Raw genomic sequence first — 16,624 nt, 5'->3', positions numbered from 1 at the left:
ATGCCGCCGATCAGTTGACGCCGCGCTCGCGCCCTTCCCAGTAAGGTCCGCGCAGCTTGTACTTCTGGAGTTTCCCGGTGGCCGTGCGGGCCAGTTCCGCGCGGAACTCCACCGCGGTCGGCGCCTTGAATCCGGCGAGATGCTCCTTGCAGTGCCGGATGAGCTCCTCCTCCGTGGCGTGCGCGCCGGAGGCGAGGACGACCAGAGCCTTGATGGTCTCGCCCCACTTCTCGTCCGGCACCCCGATGACCGCGACCTCGGCGACCGCGGGGTGGCTGAAAAGGACGTCCTCCACCTCGATCGAGGACACGTTCTCACCGCCGGTGATGATGACGTCCTTCTTGCGGTCACTGATCGTCAGATGTCCGTCCGCGCCGATCGACCCGCCGTCGCCCGTGTGGAACCAGCCGTCCTCCAGGGCCTTCGCGCTCTCCTCGGGCTGCTCCCAGTACCCCTCCAGGATCACGTTCGAGCGGGCGAGCACCTCTCCCTCGTCCGACGTGCGCAGCGTCACGCCCAGGGCCGGGGCGCCGGCCTGGACCAGCTTCTCCGCGCGCTGCTGCGAGGTGAGGCCGTCCCACTCGGCGCGGGTGCGGTTGATGGTGAGCAGGGGGGAGGTCTCGGTGAGGCCGTAGATCTGGATGAACTCCCAGCCCAGTTCGGACTCGACCTGTTCGACCGTCCTTGTGGGCGGCGGAGCTCCCGCGACGATGATGCGCACCCGGTCCCGGCCCGGGATCTCCCCGTCCCACGAACGCGCGGCGGCGAGAACCGCGTTGACCACCGCGGGCGCCGCGCACATCACCGTGACCCCGTGCTCGGCCACCCGGCGCAGGATCTCCTCGCCGTCCACCTTGCGCAGCACGATCTGGCGCGCGCCCATGCCCGCCATCGCGAACGGCATGCCCCAGCCGTTCGCGTGGAACATCGGCAGGGTGTGCAGATAGACGTCCCGGTCCGTGACCCCGGCGTGCAGCGCGAACGTCAGGGCGTTCACCCAGATGTTGCGGTGCGTGATCTGCACGCCCTTGGGGCGTGCGGTCGTACCGCTGGTGAAGTTGATGGTCGCGGTGGCGTTCTCGTCGTGCTCCCAGGGCTCGGGCTCGGTGTCGAAGCGGTACAGCTTCGCGTCGGCCTCCGCCCCGAGCGTGAAGCGGTGTTTGCAGGGCACCTCCGAGAGGCGGTCCTCCAGCTCGGGGTCGACAAGGAGCACGCTCGCACCCGACTGGGCGACGATGTAGCTCACCTCGTCGGGCGAGAGGCGGAAGTTGACCGGCACGAGGACCCGGCCGTGGCCGCTGACGCCGAAGAACGACGTAAGGAGCCGCGCGCTGTTGTGCGAGACCACGGCCACCCGGGCGCCGTGCGGCACCCCGAGCGCGTCGAGACCGGCGGCCTGTGCCCGCGCCAGCTCACCCACGCGCCGATAGGTGAGTCCCTGCCAGGGCTCGGCAGGCTGATCGGGCTCGTCGACGATGCCGACCCGGTCGCCGTACACGCCCGTGGCGCGGTCCAGAAAATCAAGGGCCCCGAACGGGACGAACATCCTGGCCTCCCGAAGCTCAGTCGATGTACGTCGCCTATCCGACCATGGTCCCCGGAAACTGGACACCCCGATGAACCCCGCCCCTTGGACGAGACTTCAGCGTCCCGCGGTGGGACGGAAGAGCTGCCGGACCCGGCGGCGTTGGGTGCGGCAGCGTGGGTATGGGGTGCGTGCATCGGAGGGGCGCCTGTGACCGTGGGCGAGCCGGAATTGAGCGGGCCGCCGGTCGGTCGCCCGCCCCCGGTGCCCCGGTCCGCTCATGCCGGACGGGCTGGAACATCCAGCCCGTCCGGCATGGTGCGAGGCGACGACGTCGCGGCTAGGGCCGTTGCGGCTGCTCGGCCTGAGGCGCCTCCTGGAGCCGCCGCAAGGACGCCACCAGCTGATCCACCTCCTCGGACGTGTTGTACAGCGCGAGTGACGCGCGGGCGGCCGACTCCAGGCCGTAGTGGGCCAGCGCGGGCTGGGCGCAGTGGTGGCCCGCGCGGATGGCGATGCCGTCGCGGTCGAGCCAGTTCGCGACGCCGGCCGGGTCGTGGCCCGCGAGCGTGAACGTGAGGACCGCGATCCGCTCGGGCGCCGAACCCAGGACCTCAAGGCCCGGCACCGTGGCCAGCGCCTGTTGCGCGTACGTCATGAGCGCGGTCTCGTACGCGGCGACGGCGTCCCGGTCGAAGGACGTGAACCAGTTCAGCGCGGCCAGCAGGCCGACCACGCCCGAGATGTGGCCCGTCCCCGCCTCCAGTCGGTGCGGAACCGGTGCGAACGTGGTCCGCGTGAAGTCGACCGACTCGATCATGTTGCCGCCGCCCTGCCAGGGCCGCATGGCCTGGAGGATCTCCGGCTTGGCGTAGAGCGCGCCGATGCCGGTCGGGGCGAAGAGCTTGTGCCCCGAGAAGGCGTAGAAATCGGCGTCCAGATCCTGCACGTCGACGGGGAAGTGCGCGACGGCCTGCGCCCCGTCCACCAGGACCTTGGCGCCGTACCGGTGGGCGAGGGCCGTCATCTCCTTCACGGGCGGGACGGTGCCGAGGACGTTCGACGCGTGGCTGACGGCGACGAGCTGGGTGCGGGACGACAGGAGATCGGCGTAGGCGTCCTGGTCGATCGCTCCCTCGGGCGTGAGGGGGATCGGGACGACCCGGGCGCGGGTCTCCTTCGCGATCAACTGCCAGGGGACGATGTCGGAGTGGTGCTCGAGGGTGGCCACCAGAATGTCGTCCCCGGGACCGAGGTTGGCCCGCCCCCAGCTCTGGGCGACCAGGTTGATGGCCTCGGTCGTGCCCCGTACGAAGACGATGTCGTCCGGCGAACCGGCCCCCAGGAACTGGGCGACCGCCGACCGCCCCGCCTCGTACATCTCCGTCGCCTCGCGCGCCATGGTGTGCGCGCCCCGGTGGATGTTGGAGTTCGCGGCGCCGTAGTAGGCGCCGAGCGCCTCGATGACCTGGCGCGGCTTCTGTGTCGTGGCGCCGTTGTCGAGCCAGACGAGGGGGCGGCCGTTGACGGTGCGGTGCAGGATCGGGATGTCCTGGCGCGCCGACTCGGGCGAGAACCCCGGAGGCTGGAGCTGTGGGAGTGCGCCCGGCCCGGGGGCCGCCGCCGGGGAAGCGGGTTCCGCGGGGGCCGTCGGCAGCACCGCCGTCGACCCCGGCAGCCCTGTCGGAGCCGCACCCGAACCCGCACCCGTGCCGGACGGTCCCGGCACCCCCGTCATCCCCGTCACACCCGAAAGCCCCGGAACGCCGAGCCCGCGCGCCGTGACGTCAGGAGTAGTCATGGTAGTTCGACACCTCGACGTTCTGCAGGACGGCGATGGCGTCCTCGACCAGGACGGCCGTGTTGAAGTACGCCGTCATCAGGTACGACGTGATGCCCTTCTGGTCGACGCCCATGTTCCGCATGGACAGGCCCGGCTCGACCTCGTCCGCGACGCCCGCGGGACGCAGCCCCACGACACCCTGCTCGGCCTCGCCCGTCCGCATCAGCAGGATCTCGGTGGTGCCGACGCCGGCGCCCATGCCGTTCGAGAACCGCACCTTGTCCGACGGGATCAGCGGAACGCCGCGCCAGGTCAGGAGCGGGCTGCCGAAGCGGTTGTCCGTCACCGGGGGCACGCCCCGCCGCGTACATTCACGGCCGAAGGCGGCGATCGCCCTGGGGTGGGCCAGGAAGAAGCCGGGCTGCTTCCAGACCCGGGTCAGGAGCTCGTCCATGTCGTCGGGGGTGGGGGCGCCGGTGCGCGCCTGGACCCGCTGCCCGGCGGAGACGTTGTGGAACAGGCCGTACTCCGGGTGGTTGAGGAGCGAGGACTCCTGCCGCTCCCGCAGCGCCGCGATGGTGAGGTTGGACTGCGCGCGCGTCTGGTCGATCGGCCCGTTGTAGAGGTCGGCGACCCGGGTGTGCACGCGGAGCACCGTCTGCGCGAGCGTCATGTGGTACTCACGCGGCGCGTCCTCGTAGTCGACGAACGTCCCGGGCAGGTCGGGCTCACCGACGTGCCCGGCGCTCAGGTCCACCGGCACCTCGGCACCGGGCGTCACGGCGTCCCCGTCGCAGTACGCGGTGATCGCACCCCCCAGCGCCTCGTCCCGGTCGGCGAGCCCCGCGAGCGCGCTGCGGTCGGCGCAGAGCGCCACACCCGGGGTGAGCGCCTTGACGCGGTAGGGCATCGCCGCGGTCCGCGTCCACGCGCCGAGGTCGAAGAACTGGCCGTCGCCGACGACTTCGAGCAGCGCGTCCTCGCCGTACCGCCCGGTCACCCGCTTCTCGGCCTTGCCCTGCACGATCACCCACAGCCGGTCGGCGGGGTCGCCCTCCTGGGCGAGGACCTGCCCGGCCTCGAAGGTGACCTCGGTGAAGGCACCGGCCAGCTCCGCGAGCAGTGCGTCGTCGGCGTCGCGAAGGTAGGGCACCTCGCGTAAGTCGCCCGGCACGACACGCTGCGAGCCGCTCTCCTCGTACGTGGTGATGCGGTCGTCGCCGAGCACGAACGTCCGGCGGCGGTTCACCCGGTAGGTGCCCGACTCGACGTCCACCCAGGGCAGGGCGCGCAGCAGATAGCGCGGCGTGATGCCGCGCATCTGCGGAGTGGTCTTGGTGGTCGTCGCCAGTTGCCGTGCGGCATCCGGGCCGAGTGCGAGCCGGTCGTTCACTGGAACCTCCTGGAAGAACGGTCTTTCGTGGCTGCCGCTGTGGCATTCGGCGCCGATCGTCTTCGCGTTGTTCCATGACCGCAAGTGGTCTTTTTTCAAAGGTAGTTGGGAAAAGGCCGGAAATGAACGGACAGTTGGCCTCGCGCCCCAGGGTCACCCTTCCAGGGCCCTTGCGAAAATTCACTCCACAGCAGATATCAGGCTCAAATCATCCCAATGCCGGAGCCAAGCACCCCTGAAAGGAGCGCTTATGTCTCGGGTAGCGGGGACAGGAGTCGGGAAGGATGGTTCCGGCGCGAGGGACGGTCCCCTCCGGCGTACGAAGGGTGCAGCGATGACAGATTCGGTCCCTGGGGAGCTCACCGTCTCGCGGGCGACGCCCGACGACTGGCGGGTCGTCAGCGGATGGGCGGCGGACGAGGGCTGGAACCCGGGTCTGCGGGACGGCGCGTCCTTCTTCGCGCAGGATCCCGAAGGATTCTTCATGGGCCGCATCGAGGGGGAGCCGGTCTCCGCGATCTCGGTCGTGAACTACGACGAGGTGTATGCCTTCCTCGGCTGCTATCTCGTCCGCCCCGACCTGCGCGGCCACGGCCACGGCCTCGCCACCTGGCGGACCGCGCTCGCCCACGCGGGCAACCGCACCGTCGGCCTCGACGGCGTGGTCGCCCAGCAGAACAACTACCGCCGCTCGGGCTTCGAGTTCGCCCACCGCACCATCCGCTACTCGGGCACCGTGCTGGGAGGTGCCGCACGACCCGCGCAGATCCTGCCGGTCGAGGCCGCGGGCCTGCGGGCGATCACCGCGTACGACGCCGCGAGCTACCCCGCAGACCGCCCGCGCTTCCTGGAGTCCTGGCTCACCGCTCCCGGGCACCGCGCCCTCGCCCGCATCGTCGACGGCCGCATCACCGGATACGGCGTGCTGCGTCCGGCCCACGGCGCCCTGCGCATCGGGCCCCTGTTCGCCGATACGCGCGCCGACGCGGAGGAGCTCTTCGACGCGCTGACGGCGGAGACGGACGGCGTGCCCGTCGTCATCGACGTCCCCGAGTCGCAGCCGCACGCCGTCGCCCTGGCCGAGACGCGCGGCATGAAGCCCACGTTCGAGACCGCCCGTATGTACACCGGCCCGGTGCGGGAGATGGCCGCAGAGCGGGTCTTCGGTGTGACCACGCTCGAACTCGGCTGAGGGAGGCGAGGGCCGGGCCCCACCGGGAACCGGCCCTCCCGTTCACCTGCCTCGGGTCGTCACGTGATCGTCAGCCTCTTCTTGGCCTTGGCCTCGGAGCTGTTGCCCACGTAGATGTCCACGGCCCCCTCCTCGACCCGGAACTCGCCGCTCTCCGCGTTCGTCCAGAACCCGAAGTCGTCGGCGCCGAGCCGGAAGCGGACGGTTCTCGACTTGCCGGGCTCAAGGGTCACCCGGCGGAACCCGCGCAGCTTGCGCACCGGCTGGGCGATGCTCGCCGCGATGTCGTGGACGTACAGCTGCACGACCTCGTCGCCCGTGCGGTCGCCCGTGTTGCGGACGGTGACCGAGACCTCCAGGGTGTCGCCCTTGCGCAGCGCCCGCGCCGATACGCGGTCGCGGCTCAGCTGCGGCTCGCCGATCTCGAAGTCCGTGTAGGAGAGCCCGTGGCCGAAGGCGAACTGCGGGTCCTGGGGCAGGTCCAGGTACTTGGACGTGTACTTGTTGTCCGCGTCGTAAGGGCGGCCCGTCGACTCGTGGTTGTAGTGGACGGGGATCTGGCCGACCGTGCGCGGGAACGAGACGGGCAGTTTGCCGCCCGGATTGACCTTGCCGAACAGCACGTCGGCGATCGCGTTGCCCGCCTCGAGACCCGGGTGCCAGGCCTCGAGGACGGCGGGCGCCGACTTCAGCCAGCCGCCGACGGTCAGCGGGCGCCCGTTGACCAGGACCACCACGAACGGCTTGCCCGTACCGGCGATGGCCTCGATCAGCTTCTCCTGCCCGCCCGGCAGGCTGATGTCGCTGCGCGCCGCCGCCTCGCCGCTCATCGCCGGGGGCTCGCCGACCACGACGACGGTGACGTCCGCCGCCTTGGCCGCGGCGACCGCCGCCGGGATGCCACCGGTGTCCGCGCCCTCGGGGTCGACGCCCTTCGCGTACGTCACCTTCGCCCGCGGAGCCGCGGCCTTCACCGCGGCGAGGACCTTGCCCGAGGGGAAGCTCTTGGCCGCGCCGGGGAACGTCCATGTGCCGAGGAGGTCGTCGGAGTCGCCGAACGGGCCGACGACCGCGATCGACCCGGTCGACTTCTTGAGCGGAAGCGCCTTGCCGTCGTTCTTCAGGAGCACCATCGAGCGGGCGGCGGTCTCGCGTGCGGCCCTGCGGGCCTCCGCGGACGGCTTGTCGATGGCGCTGTCCTCGTCGACGTACGGATGCTCGAAGAGGCCGAGCTCGAACTTCAGGCGCAGGATCCGCGCGACGGCCTCGTCGAGGCGCTTCTCGCTGATCCTGCCGCTGCTCAGGAGCTTCTTGCCGTGCTTGGCCAGGTCCGTGCTCGCCATCTCCATGTCGACACCGGCGTTCAGCGCGAGGCGGGCCGCGTCGGCGCCGTCCTCGGCGAAGCCGTGCGCGATCAGCTCGTCGACGCCGTTCCAGTCGCTGACGACGAAGCCGTCGAAGCCCCACTCCTTGGAGAGGATGCCGGTCAGCGTGTGGGAGTTGCCGTGGGCCGGGACGCCGCTGATGGTGTTGAAAGAGGCCATCACCGTGGCGACGCCCGCGTCCAGCGCGGCCTTGAACGGCGGCAGATAGTGGTTGCGCAGGCGCGACTCCGACACGTCGACCGTGTTGTAGTCCCGGCCGCCCTCGGCCCCGCCGTACGCGACGAAGTGCTTGGCGCAGGCGGCGATGCGGTCCTTGGCGTCGAGGCCCGAACCCTTCTCGCCCTGATAGCCCTCGACCTTGGCCACGGCGAACGCCGTCGTGAGGTACGGGTCCTCGCCGCAGCCCTCGGCGATCCGGCCCCAGCGCGGCTCGTGCGTGACGTCCATCATCGGCGAGAACGTCCAGTGCACGCCGTTCGAGCGGGACTCCTTCGCCGACACCTCGGCGTCCAGCCGCGTGACCTCCGGGTCGAAGCTCGACGCCTGGGCGAGGGGGATCGGGAACGTCGTCCACAGGCCATGGATCACGTCGAGCCCGAAGAGCAGCGGGATGCCGAGCCGGGACTCCTCCACGGCCATGCGCTGCAGGGCGTTGCTGCTCTTGGCGCCGAAGATGTTCAGGACCGAACCGAGGCGTCCGGCGCGCGCCGCGTCCTCGACGTCCTTCGTCTCGCTGCCGCCGGGACCCGTGCTGACGGCCCAGGGGAGCTGCTGCAGCTGACCCAGCTTCTCTTCGACAGTCATACGGTCGAGCAGCTTCTTGATCCTCGGGTCAAGAGGGCTCTGGGTGCTCGGGGCGCTCGGGCGCTGCGGCGCGGCCTGGGCGATTCCGGTGCCGACGGCGGTGAAGCCGCCTCCCGCGACGGCAGTGCCGCCGATCGCGGACAGCAGAGTACGCCTTCGTAGCTCTCGCATGTGTTCGCCTTCTCGCGTCAGGAAGTCGACAACCTCTGTGATGGCCACAAGAGTTGAAGCGAAAGTACGTTCCTGTTACATGCGGGTCAAGGGATGCGGCAGGGACGCGCGGGGGTCTCGTTTCGGTGCCTTGCCTCCCGAAGCTTGACCTCAAGGAAACTTGAGGTTCTACGTTCTTCTCATGAGCATGGAAACGACAGCCTGGACCCAGCTGCAGAGCGTCATGAACGCCGAGCAGGACCGCCGTCCCTTCGCCCGCGCCACCTTGCGCCGCATCGGGATCTTCGCCCGCCCGCACAAACGCCGCATCGTCTACTTCGTGCTCCTGAGCATCGTCACCGCGATGCTCGCCGTGGCGACGCCCCTTCTGGCGGGCAGCGTCGTGGACACGATCGTCTCGGACGGGGATTCCTCGCTCGTCGTCCGGTACGCCCTGCTCATCGCCGCCATCGCCGTCGCCGAGGCCGGCTTCGGCCTGCTCAGCCGCTGGCTGTCGGCGAACCTGGGGGAGGGGCTCATCCTCGACCTGCGCACGGCCGTCTTCGACCACGTCCAGCGCATGCCCGTCGCCTTCTTCACCCGCACCCGCACCGGCGCCCTCGTCAGCCGCCTCAACAACGACGTGATCGGCGCCCAGCGCGCGTTCAGCAACACGCTCTCCGGCGTCGTCGGCAACGTGGTCATGCTGCTCCTGACCCTGGCCATGATGCTGAGGCTCTCCTGGGAGATCACGCTCCTCGCGCTGGTCCTGCTCCCCGTCTTCATCGTGCCCGCGCGCCGCATGGGTTCCCGGATGGCGAAGCTCCAGCGCGAGGCCGCGCACCACAACGCGGCGATGGGCACGCGCATGACGGAGCGCTTCTCCGCTCCCGGCGCCACGCTCATCAAGCTCTTCGGGCGCCCCGGCGCCGAGTCGGAGGAATTCGCGACGCGGGCCAGCCGGGTGCGGGACATCGGTGTCCGCACGGCCATGGCGCAGTCCACCTTCATCACCGCGCTCACGCTGGTCTCGGCGCTCGCCCTGGCCCTCGTCTACGGCCTCGGCGGCTACTTCGCCCTGAGCGGCACCCTGGAAACGGGCGCGGTCGTGTCCCTCGCCATGCTCCTGACCCGCCTCTACGCGCCGCTGACGTCCCTGGCGGGAGCCCGGGTCGAGGTCATGAGCGCGCTCGTCAGCTTCGAGCGGGTCTTCGAGGTCCTCGACCTGAAGCCGCTGATCGATGAGAAGCCGGACGCGACGAAGGTCCCCGATGGCCCGGTGGCGGTGGAGTTCGACGACGTCCGCTTCGGCTACCCCTCCGCCGACAAGGTCTCCCTGGCCTCCCTCGAAGAGGTCGCCTCCCTCGACACCCGAGGCGGCGACGAAGTCCTGCACGGCCTCTCCTTCCGCGCCGAGCCCGGCCAGACCGTGGCGCTCGTCGGATCGTCGGGCGCGGGCAAGTCGACGATCGCGCAACTGCTTCCCCGGCTGTACGACACGGACGGCGGCGCCGTACGGATCGGCGGGGTCGACGTCCGCGACCTCTCGGCGGCATCCATGCGCCAGACGCTCGGCATGGTCACCCAGGACGGCCACCTCTTCCACGAGTCGGTCCGCGCCAACCTGCTGCTCGCCCGCCCCGAGGCCACCGAGGACGACCTGTGGGACGTCCTGCGCAGGGCCCGCCTCGAAGACCTCGTACGCTCCCTGCCCGACGGTCTGGACACGGTGGTCGGCGAGCGCGGCTACCGCCTCTCCGGCGGCGAGCGCCAGCGGATGACCATCGCCCGGCTGCTGCTCGCCCAGCAGCGGGTGGTCATCCTCGATGAGGCCACGGCGCACCTGGACAACACTTCGGAGGCGGCGGTGCAGGAGGCTCTGGCCGAGGCGCTCGAGGGCCGCACCGCGATCGTCATCGCGCACCGGCTCTCGACGGTGCGGTCCGCCGACCAGATCCTCGTCGTCGAGGCCGGACGGATCGTGGAGCGCGGGACGCACGAGGAACTGCTCGCGGTGGAGGGCCGGTACGCGGAGCTGTACCGGACGCAGTTCGCGGGGAAGGCGGGGAAGGGGGAGGAGACGGCGAAGGCGGCGAAGGTGGAGGTGGCGGCGTAGGCGCGCGGCTCATCTCCGGCTCCTCCGGCCCCGCCCCGTCGATCCACGACGGGGCGGGACGCTTTCCTGTTCCTGTTCCGCCAGGCTCCCGTCAGTCCAGGTGATGGTCCATCAAGTCACCTTGAGGTAGAGCGAGTTCAGTATTTGGCGCCCTTGCGTTGAAGGGGCAGGATGCCCACACTGGCCGACGTGACTTCGTCGCGCAGGCCCCCGGACGTCGTCGTCATCGTCCTCGACGACCTGGGATTCGCCCAACTCGGCTGCTACGGCTCCGACATGGCCACCCCGCACATGGACCGCCTCGCCGCCGACGGGCTGCGCTTCAACCGCTTCCACGTCACCGCGATGTGCTCCCCGACCCGCGCCAGTGTCCTGACGGGCCGCAACCACCACGCCGTCGGCATGGGCTTCCTCGTCGACCTGCCGATCGCGCATCCCGGCTACACCGCGCGCCTGCCGAAGTCCGCCGCGCCGCTGCCACGACTGCTGCGCGACGCCGGCTACTCCACGCTCGCCGTCGGCAAATGGCACCTCACCCCGCGCTGGGAGCGCACGGCATCGGGCCCGTTCGACCGCTGGCCGCTCGGTTACGGCTTCGAGCGCTTCTACGGATTCCTGCAGGGCGACACCAACCACTACGCCCCGCAGCTCGTGCGCGACAACCACTACACCGAGCCCCCGGCGGGCCCCGCCGACGGCTACCACCTCAGCGAGGACCTGGCCGACTCGGCGATCCGCATGATCCTCGACCAGAAGCAGGCCACCCCCGACAAGCCGTACTTCCTCTACTTCCCGCTCGGCGCGACACACGCACCGCACCACGTTCCCCGCGCCTGGAGCGAGAGCTACCGGGGCCGGTACGACCAGGGCTGGGAGCGCTGGCGCGAGGAGACGTTCGCCCGGCAGACCGCGCTCGGCGTCGTACCGGAAGACACCGAGCTCTCGCCCCGCCCGCCCTGGATCCAGGACTGGCGAAGCCTCGACGGGGACGAGCGACGGGTCTTCGCGCGCATGCAGGAGGTGTTCGCCGGGTTCCTCACCCACACCGACGCCCAGATAGGGCGTCTGACCGACTTCCTGCGCCGCACCGGACGCCTCGACAACACCCTCGTCCTCGTCCTCTCCGACAACGGGGCCAGCGCGGAGGGCGGCAGCCTCGGCACCCTCAACGAACACCGCTTCACGGCCCGTTCGGGCGACAGCGCCGCCCGCAACCTCGCCGCGCTCGACGACTGGGGAGGCCCCGCGACCTACCCGCACTACGCCTGGGGCTGGGCCTGGGCGGGCAACACTCCGCTGCGGCTGTGGAAGCGCTACACCTGGCTCGGCGGCACCCGCGCCCCGCTCATCGCCCACTGGCCGCGCCGCGTCCGGGACGCGGGAGCCGTCCGCTCCGGGTTCGCGCACGCCGTCGACCTCATGCCGACGATCCTCGACGCGTGCGGGGTCCGGGCGCCCACGGAGGTCGACGGCGTGCCCCAGCAGCCGGTCGACGGCCGCAGCCTGCTGCCCGTCATCGACGACGCCCACCATCAACTGCCCAGCCCCACCCAGTACTTCGAGATGCTGGGCTCCCGCTCAATCGTGCACGGCGAGTGGAAGGCGACCACCGACCACGTCTCCCGCGGAGTCGCGGACGAGGAACGCCTCCTGCCCGGCAGCCGCGACTTCGCGGCGGACCGCTGGTCGCTCTTCCGCCTCGCGGACGACTTCGCCGAGGCGCGCGACGTGGCGGACCAGCACCCCGACGTCGTACGAAAGCTGGCCGCGCTGTGGGACGAGGAGGCCGTGCGCAACGGCGTGCTGCCCCTGGACGACCGCATGCAGGAACGCCTCACCGCGATGATCCCGCCCGCCTGGCCGCCGCCCGCCCGCGCGGCCTATGTGCCGGGCGGCACCCCCGTCCACGACGAGGCGCTGCCGCTGCTCTTCGGCGGATTCACGCTGACGGCCGACGCCGAGGTGCCGGACGGCACGGCGGCATCCGGGGTGCTGTGCGCGCTCGGCGACCTCAACGGCGGGTTCGTCCTGTACGCGCGGGAGGGCCGCCTCACCTTCGCCTGTTCACGGGCAGGGGACCTGGACCGCGTGGTGGCGGGCGAACCGCTCACCGCGGGCCGTCACCAGGTGGGCGTGCGGTTCGACGCGGAGCATCAAGAGGGCGGCAGCGGGACCTTCAGCCTGCGGGTGGACGGCAAAGACGTGGCGTCCGTCCCGCTCGGCGGCCCGTTCCCGTACACCTTCCAGCACGGCGGCACAGGGCTGTGTGTCGGCCACGACCGGGGGCTGCCGGTCGACGCGGGGCACTACCGGCCCCCGTTCCCCTGGCGGGGGACCTTGCACGAGGTGGTCGTCGACACCACCGCCGCACGGGTGGCGGGCAAGGCGGCGAAGCGGTCCGCGGAGGACGAGCTGCGGGCGGCGCTGCACAGCGATTGACCGTGCGGCGGTACGGACGGGTGGGCGCCGCGGGAGATCCGTGGCTACCGGCCCGCTTCGTCCCGGAGCGAGGCCAGGGCGCTCTCGATGCGTCGCGCTCGCGTCTCGGGCTTCTTCGCGCCGTCGACGGCGAGCACGTGCTGCCGCTTCCGGCCCTGGGGCAGGCGGTCGTAGGCGGCGCGGGCGGCCGGGTCGGCGTCCAGCGCGCGGCTGAAGTCCTCGGGTTCGGTGACGACGCGGGGCTCGGTATCCAGCTCAAGGTCGACCTCGACCTCCTCGCCGGGGCCGATGCCCGCCGCAAGGCGGTTGGCCTTGCTGAGGCCGAGCAGGCACCGGCCGCGCATGATGGCGACCCTGCTCCTCCACGTGTGCCCGTTGACCGTGATGATCACCGGCGGCCGCTTCCCGCCACCCAGCGCCTCCACGACCTCGGGCGGCACCTCCAAGCCCTTCATGGGCTCGGGAGGCTCGACGTACGTCCGGAACTTCATGCCGCGGGCTCCCACGTGAATCCGTCCGGGTCGGTGAAGGTCTCGGAGCCGCCGCAGATCGTGAGCCGGTGCGAGCCGCTGCCCTCCGGCGAAGCACCGGCGACCTTGGCCAGTCCGCGACGCCCGTACAGCGACAGCTTCACGCGACTCGACGATCCGTCGAACTCGACGTACTTGCTGCCGAAGCTCTTGGCGACGGTCAGGCCGCGGTCGACGTAGAACCGCTTGGTCGCGGCCATGTCCGAGACGCCGAGGAGGAGAACGACCTCGTCGATCTGCCGGCTGTCAGGGCCGGTGTCCTTCTTCGACGAGCTCGCGAGCTGCCAGATCGTCCCGTCAGGGGCCTGTACGACGCCGCCGTAGCCCCACATGGACTTCTTCGCGGGCTTCAGCTCCGTGGCCCCGGCGTCCAGAGCGGCACCGAACAAGCCGTTGACGATCGAGGGCTGGGAGACCACGAGCGAGACGGTGAACCCGCGGAAGCCGGACGTCTCCGCCTCGGAGGCCCGCAGCCGCACCTGCTTGTCCAGCCCGAAGGCGTCCGTGTAGAAGCGCTCGGCGGCCGTGGGGTCGGCCACTTCAAGGGTGATGCAGTCGATGGAGGTCATGTCGTCGACGCTAGCCGCGGTCCGGTGACCGGCGCTTCTTGAATCCTGATCGCTTTCACGAATTCCCCGGCCACTGCCCCTGGGCCGCACGCCGAAGACTTTGCAGGCTGCGGTCACAGCCCTTGACGGTCGGGTGGGTCAGGGCCGGTTGTACGACTCGCACGCGAGTGCCGCGTTCGCTTCAAGGCAGATCCTGACGGACGCCGCCCCGCCGGGCACATCCGCAGGGGACATGACACTGAACTGGTATGTCACGTTGCACCGAGTGCCGCTGCTCCAAGTGCCCAGTTCGATGCCAGAGGCACCGTACGTGCTGAGCCACAGCCTGTTGCAGCCGACGGCCCGGTGTGTTCCAGCGGCCCCGACCGACCGGTCGCGCCAAGTCAGGGTGCCGCGGACGGAGCTGGCACCGATCGTGACGTCGAAAGAAGTGCTCGGGAAGGGGACCGTCTGCGCGCCGGCGGCGGGAGCGCCCAGCAGGGTGCCCGCGGTCAGCACGATGGAACCGAGGGCGGCGGTGAGATGAGTCTTCATGCGATCTCCAGGACATCTCCAGGATGGGGACTACAGGGCCCGGCCGCGGTCGCGTGCGGCATCAACCGGTTGAAGTGAACAGGGCGGTGGCGAACCGGTTCGGCAAAGTCGCGGTCCGTTTCGCGGCGATGATTCTCATCGCCGCGATCAACGCATCGCTGTGGCCTGCCGGATGTGTCAGCCCCGCCCTCCCCACATGACCCTCAGCTGACAAACAATCACCACAGCGACCGCTGGAGTACTAGTGCAGGCCGTCGATGCAGTAGCCGGCGCGGTAACAGGTCTGTCCCTTGAGGTAGTTCTGGTTTTCGTCGGTCATGTAGACCCAGATGTTGTCGGACCCACCGACGACGTTCGCGGCAAGGGCGAAGTCCGCCGGCCCGGATCGATTGCACCAAGTGCTGCTGCTCTTGAAGTCCAGTGAGGTGCTACCGGCGAACGCCCGCGCGTAGACCCGCCGGCAATTGCTGGCCTTGAACGATGCGTCGATGCCGACCGACCGGTTGGACCAGCTGGCCGTGCCTTTGTAGTAGCTCGCCCCATACTCGATCGAGATGGTGGCGGCAGCGGCGCCGACGGCGGTCGCGGGTGTCGCCGCGAAGGCCATCCCGGCAAGCGACGCGGCTGCGGTCACGGCCACGCCGACCTTCCTCGTGCGGCTCTTCACCTTCGATGTGTCCTTCAACCTCACCATGACAACCACTCCCAGGTTCCTCGAGTGCCGGATGCGCAACCTCACCGTCGTGCGGAGGCGACCGCCTCAGCTCCGGCAGTGAACGTTGCTGCCGTTGTTCGGCAACACGACTGCACCACGCGGGGACCTCACGCCGGAAAGCATTCGAGCCAGTTCAAATCCACCGCGACGACTGCTAGCGTCGGGCGGTGCTCACCCTGCGTGTAGACGCCAATACAGTGTCCAGGGCGCGGTTGGCGCCTTCCCCTGCTTCGGAATCCATGGCGTGGCTGACACTTACCGCAGCGTCGGGGCGGCACCCGGTCTTCGGGGATCCTGGACCACTCGCCCGAGCATCACTTGCCCATCCCGATGTCGCCCTGCTCGCAGACCTGTTGCCGCGAAACGGCGACACCTACAGACCTGACCTGCTCACCCCTCAGCCAGGAACGGACGCACAGCGCCGCGACCTGATCGACGAGCAGATCGCGCACATCGAGGCCTTAGCGCAGGACGACCTCGAAACCCAGGTCTTCACCCACACCCGGACCCACTGGAGCAGGCCGCTGCTGGCCACCACCCGCCGGATCGCGGAGTCGGGGCAGATGCAGCGCCGTCTCGCCAACGGTCTCGCCCGGTTCTGGCGGGATACCTTGGCCGAGGGTTGGCCCGAACTGCGCTCGATCATCCATCAGGACATCGCGCACCGCGCGACAGCCATCGCCACCCACGGCGTCGGCCGGACGCTCGGAGCACTCCACCCCGACATGGCCTGGGCAGGCGACGCGATCACCCTCGCCAAGCCGTGGGACGCCGAAGTCGATGTCGCCGGCCGGGACCTGGTCCTCACCCCCAGCGTGCTCAGCCGGCCCACCGTCATCATCCAGGTCGACACCCCCGGGCAGTTCGTCTTCTACTACCCCGCCCAGCGGATCGGAGCCGACCGGGATCGCAGGTCCGGAAAGATCGCGCAAGTGGTCGGCAACGCCCGAGCGGCCTTGCTCGCGGACCTCGAAACCGCCCGGTCCACCGCGGAACTCGCCGCCCGAACCGGATACACCCCGGGCACCGTCTCCTACCACCTCAGCGCCCTGCACCGCGCACGCCTCGTCACCAAGGTCAGAGACGGGCGCTACGTGTTGTACCAGCGGACCGCGCATGCGGCAGGACTCCTGGAAGAAGCCCATTGCAGTACGCGACGCCCCTCGCTCTGACGGTTACCCGCCGCTGACCGCGGAGTTCGCCCGGCTGCGGCCGAGACCGCCGCCTCGGCCGCCCCTCGGCGTCGACTCGGAAGGTGACGCAGGGCAAGTAACTGCTCATATAGGGGAGTTGATGCAGTGGAGATCGAGTGTGTTACCCATACGCAATCCCGAGGGCAGGACAAGAGCCCTGGCCGGTGGCAGGATGCACCGCAGCTTGCGCAGCACACAGCGCTGTTGATCTCGCGCGCGCCCTGGTTCGAGCCTGCCCTGGAGGTCCTGTGTCCGCTCGTCCCCCGAAGTCCGTTCGTTCCCCGGTGGCTGCCATA

At 70.2% G+C, this 16,624-nt stretch carries 12 protein-coding genes; 4 read left to right on the top strand and 8 right to left on the bottom strand.

The window, feature by feature from the left end:
• Positions 1-10: 10 nt before the first annotated feature.
• The 3 genes from ABZ833_RS04970 to ABZ833_RS04960 form a co-directional block, all read right to left on the bottom strand.
• The gene (locus tag ABZ833_RS04970; RefSeq protein WP_361041038.1) at positions 11-1,546 is read right to left on the bottom strand and encodes an AMP-binding protein; all 1,536 of its coding nucleotides are present in this window, start codon (positions 1,544-1,546) and stop codon (positions 11-13) included.
• Between the two features lie 319 nt (positions 1,547-1,865).
• The gene (locus ABZ833_RS04965) at positions 1,866-3,326 is read right to left on the bottom strand and encodes a cysteine desulfurase (protein ID WP_361041036.1); all 1,461 of its coding nucleotides are present in this window, start codon (positions 3,324-3,326) and stop codon (positions 1,866-1,868) included.
• Complete coding sequence (locus tag ABZ833_RS04960; RefSeq protein WP_361041033.1) at positions 3,313-4,701, bottom strand: family 2B encapsulin nanocompartment shell protein; 1,389 nt, start codon at positions 4,699-4,701, stop codon at positions 3,313-3,315. The genes ABZ833_RS04965 and ABZ833_RS04960 overlap by 14 nt, the downstream gene beginning before the upstream one ends.
• Before the next feature lie 334 nt (positions 4,702-5,035).
• Between ABZ833_RS04960 and ABZ833_RS04955 the strand changes: the two genes are divergently transcribed.
• A complete protein-coding gene (locus ABZ833_RS04955) occupies positions 5,036-5,893 on the top strand; it encodes a GNAT family N-acetyltransferase (RefSeq protein ID WP_361041031.1) in 858 nt (285 codons plus the stop codon).
• A 59-nt stretch (positions 5,894-5,952) separates the two neighbouring features.
• Here ABZ833_RS04955 and ABZ833_RS04950 read toward each other — a convergent pair whose 3' ends face one another.
• Positions 5,953-8,253 carry a glycoside hydrolase family 3 N-terminal domain-containing protein gene (locus ABZ833_RS04950; RefSeq protein WP_361041029.1) on the bottom strand — a complete coding sequence of 767 codons (2,301 nt, stop codon included), beginning with the start codon at positions 8,251-8,253 and terminating at the stop codon, positions 5,953-5,955.
• Between the two features lie 181 nt (positions 8,254-8,434).
• On the opposite strand from ABZ833_RS04950, the gene ABZ833_RS04945 reads away from it, so the two are divergent.
• Both ABZ833_RS04945 and ABZ833_RS04940 read left to right on the top strand, forming a co-directional pair.
• Positions 8,435-10,348 carry an ABC transporter ATP-binding protein gene (locus tag ABZ833_RS04945; protein ID WP_361041027.1) on the top strand — a complete coding sequence of 638 codons (1,914 nt, stop codon included), beginning with the start codon at positions 8,435-8,437 and terminating at the stop codon, positions 10,346-10,348.
• Positions 10,349-10,537: 189 nt separating this feature from the next.
• Complete coding sequence (locus ABZ833_RS04940; RefSeq protein WP_361041025.1) at positions 10,538-12,787, top strand: arylsulfatase; 2,250 nt, start codon at positions 10,538-10,540, stop codon at positions 12,785-12,787.
• Positions 12,788-12,831: 44 nt separating this feature from the next.
• On the opposite strand, the gene ABZ833_RS04935 is transcribed toward ABZ833_RS04940, so the two are convergent.
• The 4 genes from ABZ833_RS04935 to ABZ833_RS04920 all read right to left on the bottom strand — a co-directional run bounded on the left by ABZ833_RS04935 (position 12,832) and on the right by ABZ833_RS04920 (position 15,087).
• Positions 12,832-13,278 (bottom strand): YdeI/OmpD-associated family protein, encoded by a 447-nt coding sequence (locus ABZ833_RS04935; protein ID WP_361041023.1) that lies wholly within the window; start codon positions 13,276-13,278, stop codon positions 12,832-12,834.
• On the bottom strand, positions 13,275-13,886 hold the full coding sequence (locus ABZ833_RS04930) for a glyoxalase (protein WP_361041021.1): 612 nt from the start codon (positions 13,884-13,886) through the stop codon (positions 13,275-13,277). Before ABZ833_RS04930 ends, ABZ833_RS04935 begins: the two co-directional genes overlap by 4 nt.
• Positions 13,887-14,024: 138 nt before the next feature.
• A complete protein-coding gene (locus ABZ833_RS04925; protein WP_361041018.1) occupies positions 14,025-14,420 on the bottom strand; it encodes a hypothetical protein in 396 nt (131 codons plus the stop codon).
• Positions 14,421-14,661: 241 nt separating this feature from the next.
• Entirely contained in the window at positions 14,662-15,087 is a 426-nt protein-coding gene (locus tag ABZ833_RS04920; RefSeq protein ID WP_361041016.1) for a hypothetical protein, read from the bottom strand.
• 401 nt (positions 15,088-15,488) lie between these two features.
• Here ABZ833_RS04920 and ABZ833_RS04915 point away from each other — a divergent pair, with 401 nt between their 5' ends.
• The gene (locus ABZ833_RS04915; protein WP_361041013.1) at positions 15,489-16,307 is read left to right on the top strand and encodes a helix-turn-helix domain-containing protein; all 819 of its coding nucleotides are present in this window, start codon (positions 15,489-15,491) and stop codon (positions 16,305-16,307) included.
• Positions 16,308-16,624 lie beyond the last annotated feature (317 nt).

This window comes from Streptomyces sp. NPDC047525, assembly GCF_040643025.1.
In the GTDB taxonomy this organism is placed as follows: domain Bacteria; phylum Actinomycetota; class Actinomycetes; order Streptomycetales; family Streptomycetaceae; genus Streptomyces; species Streptomyces durmitorensis.
This window is presented reverse-complemented; position numbering and strand designations above follow the sequence as displayed.